The 6,190-nt window shown below is 69.7% G+C and carries 5 protein-coding genes; all 5 read left to right on the forward strand.

The window, feature by feature from the left end; translation table 11 throughout:
• Positions 1 to 21: 21 nt before the first annotated feature.
• The 5 genes from AOK15_RS27330 to AOK15_RS27350 all read left to right on the forward strand — a co-directional run bounded on the left by AOK15_RS27330 (position 22) and on the right by AOK15_RS27350 (position 6,125).
• Positions 22 to 879 (forward strand): siderophore-interacting protein, encoded by an 858-nt coding sequence (locus AOK15_RS27330; protein ID WP_055521024.1) that lies wholly within the window; start codon positions 22 to 24, stop codon positions 877 to 879.
• Positions 880 to 1,074: 195 nt separating this feature from the next.
• Positions 1,075 to 2,544 carry a lysine decarboxylase DesA gene (gene desA, locus AOK15_RS27335; RefSeq protein WP_055521025.1) on the forward strand — a complete coding sequence of 490 codons (1,470 nt, stop codon included), beginning with the start codon at positions 1,075 to 1,077 and terminating at the stop codon, positions 2,542 to 2,544.
• On the forward strand, positions 2,525 to 3,814 hold the full coding sequence (locus AOK15_RS27340; RefSeq protein WP_055521026.1) for a lysine N(6)-hydroxylase/L-ornithine N(5)-oxygenase family protein: 1,290 nt from the start codon (positions 2,525 to 2,527) through the stop codon (positions 3,812 to 3,814). Before desA ends, AOK15_RS27340 begins: the two co-directional genes overlap by 20 nt.
• The gene (locus AOK15_RS27345) at positions 3,811 to 4,356 is read left to right on the forward strand and encodes a GNAT family N-acetyltransferase (RefSeq protein ID WP_055521027.1); all 546 of its coding nucleotides are present in this window, start codon (positions 3,811 to 3,813) and stop codon (positions 4,354 to 4,356) included. Before AOK15_RS27340 ends, AOK15_RS27345 begins: the two co-directional genes overlap by 4 nt.
• Complete coding sequence (locus AOK15_RS27350; RefSeq protein ID WP_055521028.1) at positions 4,353 to 6,125, forward strand: IucA/IucC family protein; 1,773 nt, start codon at positions 4,353 to 4,355, stop codon at positions 6,123 to 6,125. The genes AOK15_RS27345 and AOK15_RS27350 overlap by 4 nt, the downstream gene beginning before the upstream one ends.
• The last annotated feature ends 65 nt before the right edge of the window (positions 6,126 to 6,190 follow it).

Here is a 6,190-nt window from a genome sequence, read left to right on the forward strand (position 1 = left end):
CCCCTATCCAGGAGCCCCCCCATGACGACGGCCGTAGCCGCCCCCTTCCGTTTCTTCTCTCTTCAGGTCGTGCGGACGGAGCGGCTGGGGCCGTCTGTCGTGCGTGTCTCCTTCGCGGGGGACGACCTGCGGTTCTTCCTGTCGGACGGGAGGGACCAGTCGCTGTCGCTGTTCCTGCCGCAGCCGGGGCAGGACGCCCCCGTCGTTCCCTACGAGCTGGGCGACGGCTGGTGGCAGGCATGGCGGGAGCTGCCGGACGACGTGCGGGCGGTGATGCGCTCGTACACGCTGCGGGGGCTGCGGACCGACGTGCACGGGGAGACCGTCGGCATCGACATCGACTTCGTGCTGCACGGGGTGGAGCCGGGGGCCGCCGTACCCGCCGGGCCCGCGTCGCGGTGGGCGTCGCAGGCGTCGGCCGGGGACCGGGTCGTGCTGCTCGGGCCGGCGGTCGCCGACAACCGGGCGATCCGGTTCCGGCCCCCGGCCGACACCGGTCTGGTGGTGATCTGGGCGGACGAGACGGCGCTGCCCGCCGCCTCGGCGATCCTGGAGTCGCTGCCCGCCGGGATGCCGGCACGGGTCTGGCTGGAGGTCCGCCACGCAGGGGACATCCAGGACCTGGCCACCGAGGCCGACGCCGAGATCACCTGGCTGGTGCGCGGCGAGGGCGCGCCGTCCGCGCCGGACGCCGTCCGCGCCGCCCCGCTGCCGCCCGGCGAGCTTCCGTACGCATGGATCGCCGGTGAGTCCGGCCGGGTCAAGGAGCTGCGCCGGCATCTCGTGCGGGAGCGCGGGATCGACAAGCGGCGCGTGACCTTCGTCGGGTACTGGCGTGAGGGCCTGACGGAGGAACAGCTGCGCGAGCGCGGCGAGTAGACCCGACGCGCCAACTGCCCACCGTCCAGGCATTACTGACGTGATGACGGTCACGGACGGGGCATGACTCCAGCCAGTCTACTTAGGCTAGGCTTACCTAAGTTAAACGAGTGATTCCGCCCCTCTCCTCGCTCCTCGGCCCCCACTCCCGCCGCACCGTCCCACCCGGACCGCCCCCGCTCGGAGGACCTCCCCATGCGCTCGCACCTGCTCAATGACACGACCGCGGAGCGGTACCGCCGCACCGTGACCGAAGGCGTGGAGCGGGTGGCGGCCAAACTCGCCACCACCGACCGACCGTTCACCGGCGTCGGCGTCGACGCCCTCGCTCCCGCCATCGAGCGGATCGACCTCGACAAGCCGCTGCACGACACGGCCGCCGTCCTCGACGAACTCGAGGACGTCTACCTCCGGGACGCGATCTACTTCCACCACCCCCGCTACCTCGCCCACCTCAACTGCCCGGTCGTCATCCCGGCCGTGCTCGGCGAGGCCGTCCTGTCCGCCGTCAACTCCTCGCTGGACACCTGGGACCAGTCCGCGGGCGGCACGCTGATCGAGCGGAAACTCATCGACTGGACCAACGAGCGCGTCGGGTTCGGCCCCGCCGCCGACGGCGTGTTCACCTCCGGCGGCTCGCAGTCCAACCTCCAGGCCCTGCTCCTCGCCCGGGAGGAGGCAAAGCCGGGGCCCGGCGGGTGGCAGGGGCCGGCCGACCACGCCCGACTGCGGATCTTCGCCTCCGAGGTCAGCCACTTCAGCGTGAAGAAGTCCGCGAAGCTGCTGGGTCTCGGACAGGACGCGGTGGTCTCCGTCCCGGTCGACGCCGACAAGCGGATGCAGACCATGGCACTCGCCCGTGAGCTGGAACGGTGCAAGGCCGAGGGCCTCGTCCCCATGGCCGTCGTCGCCACCGCCGGAACCACCGACTTCGGGTCCATCGACCCGCTGGCCGAGACAGCCGAGCTGTGCGCCCAGTACGGGGCGTGGATGCATGTCGACGCCGCCTACGGCTGCGGACTGCTCGTCTCCCGCAGGCGGCGCGCCCTGCTCGACGGGATCGAGCGGGCCGACTCGGTCACCGTCGACTACCACAAGTCCTTCTTCCAGCCGGTGAGTTCGTCCGCCGTCCTGGTCCGGGACGGGGCGGCCCTGCGCCACGCCACGTACCACGCGGAGTACCTCAACCCGCGCCGTATGGTCACCGAGCGCATCCCCAACCAGGTGGACAAGTCCCTCCAGACCACACGCCGCTTCGACGCGCTGAAGCTGTGGATGACACTGCGCACGATGGGTGCCGACGGCGTCGGGGAGCTGTTCGACGAGGTGTGCGACCTGGCGGAGGAGGGCTGGCGGCTGCTCGCCGCCGACCCGCGCTACGACGTGGTGGTGGAGCCCCGGCTGTCCACGCTGGTCTACCGCTACATCCCCGAGGCCGTCACCGACCCGGCCGAGATCGACCGCGCCAACCTGTACGCCCGCAAGGCCCTGTTCGCCTCCGGCGACGCCGTGGTCGCGGGCACCAAGGTGGGCGGCCGCCACTACCTGAAGTTCACCCTGCTCAACCCCGAGACCACGGTCGCCGACATCGCCGCCGTGCTCGATCTGATCGCCGGCCACGCCGAGCAGTACCTGGGAGAATCCCTTGACCGCGTCGCTTCCTGAATCCGCCGTGCACGTCCACGACTTCGTCGGCATCGGCCTGGGACCCTTCAACCTCGGCCTGGCCTGCCTCACCGAGCCCATCGCCGAACTCGACGGGATCTTCCTGGACGCGAAGCCGCACTTCGAGTGGCACTCGGGGATGTTCCTCGACGGCGCCCACCTCCAGACCCCGTTTATGTCGGACCTGGTCACCCTCGCCGACCCGACGTCGCCGTACTCCTTCCTCAACTATCTGAAGGACTCCGGCCGGCTGTACTCGTTCTACATCCGGGAGAACTTCTACCCCCTGCGCGTCGAGTACGACGACTACTGCCGCTGGGCCGCGAGCCGACTGAGCAACGTCCGCTTCGGCACGACGGTCACCGAGGTCACGTACGAGGACGACGTGTACGCCGTGCGGACGGCCGGCGGCGACGTCCTGTACGCCCGTCGGCTGGTCCTCGGCACCGGCACCGTCCCCTACCTCCCCGAGGCATGCGAGGGCCTCGGCGGCGACTTCTTCCACAACGCGCGGTACATGCACCGCAAGGCGGAGCTGCTGAAGAAGAAGTCGATCACGATCATCGGCAGCGGGCAGAGCGCCGCGGAGATCTACCACGAGCTGCTGTCCGAGATCGACGTCCACGGCTACCAGCTCAACTGGGTCACCCGCTCCCCGCGGTTCTTCCCCCTCGAATACACCAAGCTGACGCTGGAGATGACGTCCCCGGACTACATCGACTACTTCCGCGCGCTGCCCGAGAACACCCGCTACCGGCTGGAGAAGCAGCAGAAGGGCCTGTTCAAGGGCATCAACGGGGATCTGATCGACTCGATCTTCGACCTGCTCTACCAGAAGAACGTGACCGCCGGCGGCCGCCCGGTCCCCACCCGGCTGCTCACCAACTCGACCCTGAACAGCGCCACCCACGAGGACGGGCGGTACACCCTCGGCTTCCGCCAGGACGAGCAGGGCAAGGACTTCGAGATCGAGACCGAGGGCCTGGTCCTGGCCACCGGCTACCACTACCGGCCGCCGGCGTTCCTCGCCCCGATCCGCGACCGGCTCGTCTTCGACGGCCACGGCCGCTTCGACGTGGCCCGCAACTACGCCATCGACACCACCGGCCGCGGGATCTTCCTCCAGAACGCGGGCGTCCACACCCACAGCGTCACCTCGCCCGACCTGGGCATGGGCGCCTACCGCAACGCGTCCATCATCCGCGAGCTGCTGGGCACCGAGTACTACCCGGTCGAGAAGACCATCGCCTTCCAGGAGTTCGCCGTATGACCTTCGCCTTCCGCCCCCTGGACCCGCCGGCGGACGCCGAACTGCTGCACGGCTGGGTCACGCATCCGAAGGCCGCGTACTGGATGATGCAGGACGCCCGGCTGGAGGACGTCGAGCGCGCCTATACGGAGATCGCGGCCGACCCCCACCACCACGCCCTGCTGGGCCTCGGAGACGGCGAGCCCGCGTTCCTCATGGAGAAGTACGACCCGGCCCACCGCGAGCTGGTGGGCCTGTACGAGCCGGAGCCCGGCGACGTCGGCATGCACTTCCTGGTGCCACCGACGGACACCCCCGTGCACGGGTTCACCCGGTCCGTGATCACCGCCGTGATGGCGCACCTCTTCGAGGACCCGGCGACCCGCCGTGTCGTCGTCGAGCCGGACGTGTCCAACACGGCGGTGCACGCGCTCAACGCGTTCGTCGGTTTCGTCCCCGACCGTGAGATCGACAAGCCCGAGAAGCGCGCCCTGCTCAGCTTCTGCACCCGCGAGCAGTTCCTCGCCCGTCGCCCCCTCGCCGCCCGAGGAGTCCCCGTATGACCCTGTCCGACGCCGTGGCGCATCTGTCCCCCCACCGCTGGGCACGGGCCAACCGCCTGCTCATCCGCAAAGCCCTCGCCGAGTTCGCCCATGAGCGGCTCATCACGCCGGAGGCCACCACCGACGGCCGCTTCGAGGTCCGCGGCGACGACGGACAGACCCGCTACGGGTTCACCGCGCGGCGCTACGCCCTCGACCACTGGCAGGTCGACGCCGACTCGATCACCCGTCACCGGGACGGCGTCGACCTGCCCCTCGCCGCCCTGGACTTCTTCATCGAACTGAAGGGGTCCCTGGGGCTGAGCGACGAGATCCTCCCGGTCTACCTGGAGGAGATCTCCTCCACCCTCTCCGGCACCTGCTACAAGCTGACCAAACCGCAGATCCCGGTCGCCGAGCTGGTGGACGCCGGTTTCCAGGCCATCGAGACGGGGATGACCGAGGGCCACCCCTGCTTCGTCGCCAACAACGGCCGCCTCGGCTTCGGCGTCCACGAGTACCTGGCGTACGCCCCCGAGACGGCAAGCCCCGTCCGCCTGGTCTGGCTGGCCGCGCACCGCTCCCGGGCGGCGTTCACGGCGGGCGTCGGCATCGAGTACGAGGCGTTCCTGCGGGACGAGCTGGGCGCGGAGACCGTCGCCCGCTTCACCTCCGTCCTCACCGACCTGGAACTCGACCCGGCCGACTACCTGTTCATCCCCGTCCACCCCTGGCAGTGGTGGAACAAGCTCTCCGTCACCTTCGCCGCCGAGGTCGCCCAGCGCCACCTCGTGCTGCTCGGCGAGGGCGACGACGAGTACCTGGCCCAGCAGTCCATCCGGACCTTCTTCAACACCTCCAACCCCGCGAAGCACTACGTCAAGACGGCCCTGTCCGTCCTCAACATGGGCTTCATGCGCGGCCTGTCCGCGGCCTACATGGAGGCGACCCCGGCGATCAACGACTGGCTGGCCGGGCTGATCGAGAACGACCCGGTGCTGAAGTCGACGGGCCTGTCGATCATCCGCGAGCGCGCCGCCGTCGGCTACCGGCACCTGGAGTACGAGGCCGCCACCGACCGGTACTCCCCGTACCGCAAGATGCTGGCCGCGCTATGGCGGGAGAGCCCCGTCCCCGGGCTCCAGGAGGGCGAGTCGCTGGCGACGATGGCCTCCCTGCTCCACGTCGACCACGAGGGCCACGGCTTCGCGGCGGCCCTGATCGCCCGCTCGGGCCTCACCCCGACGGAGTGGCTGCGCCGCTACCTGGAGGCCTACCTCACCCCGCTCCTGCACAGCTTCTACGCCTACGACCTGGTCTTCATGCCGCACGGCGAGAACGTCATCCTGGTCCTGAAGGGCGGCGTGGTCGAGCGGGCGATCTACAAGGACATCGCCGAGGAGATCGCGGTCATGGACCCGCAGGCGGTGCTCCCACCGGCGGTCGAGCGGCTGCGCGTGGACGTCCCCGACGACAAGAAACTCCTGTCGATCTTCACGGACGTCTTCGACTGCTTCTTCCGCTTCCTCGCCGCCGATCTGGCCGAGGAGGGCGTACTGGAGGAGGAGGACTTCTGGCGGACGGTCGCCGACACGGTCCGCGACTACCAGCACGCGACGCCCGAACTCGCCGACAAGTTCGCCCAGTACGACATGTTCGCCCCCGAGTTCGCGCTGTCCTGCCTCAACCGGCTCCAGCTGCGCGACAACCGCCAGATGGTCGACCTGTCGGACCCGTCAGGCGCACTCCAACTGGTCGGCGACCTGAGGAACCCCATAGCGAGCCTGTAGCCCCCGGCAGGCCCACGAACAGACGGGCACCTCGGAGTACGGTCCTCCGAGGTGCCCGTCTGTTC

This window comes from Streptomyces ossamyceticus, assembly GCF_001418475.1.
In the GTDB taxonomy this organism is placed as follows: domain Bacteria; phylum Actinomycetota; class Actinomycetes; order Streptomycetales; family Streptomycetaceae; genus Streptomyces; species Streptomyces ossamyceticus.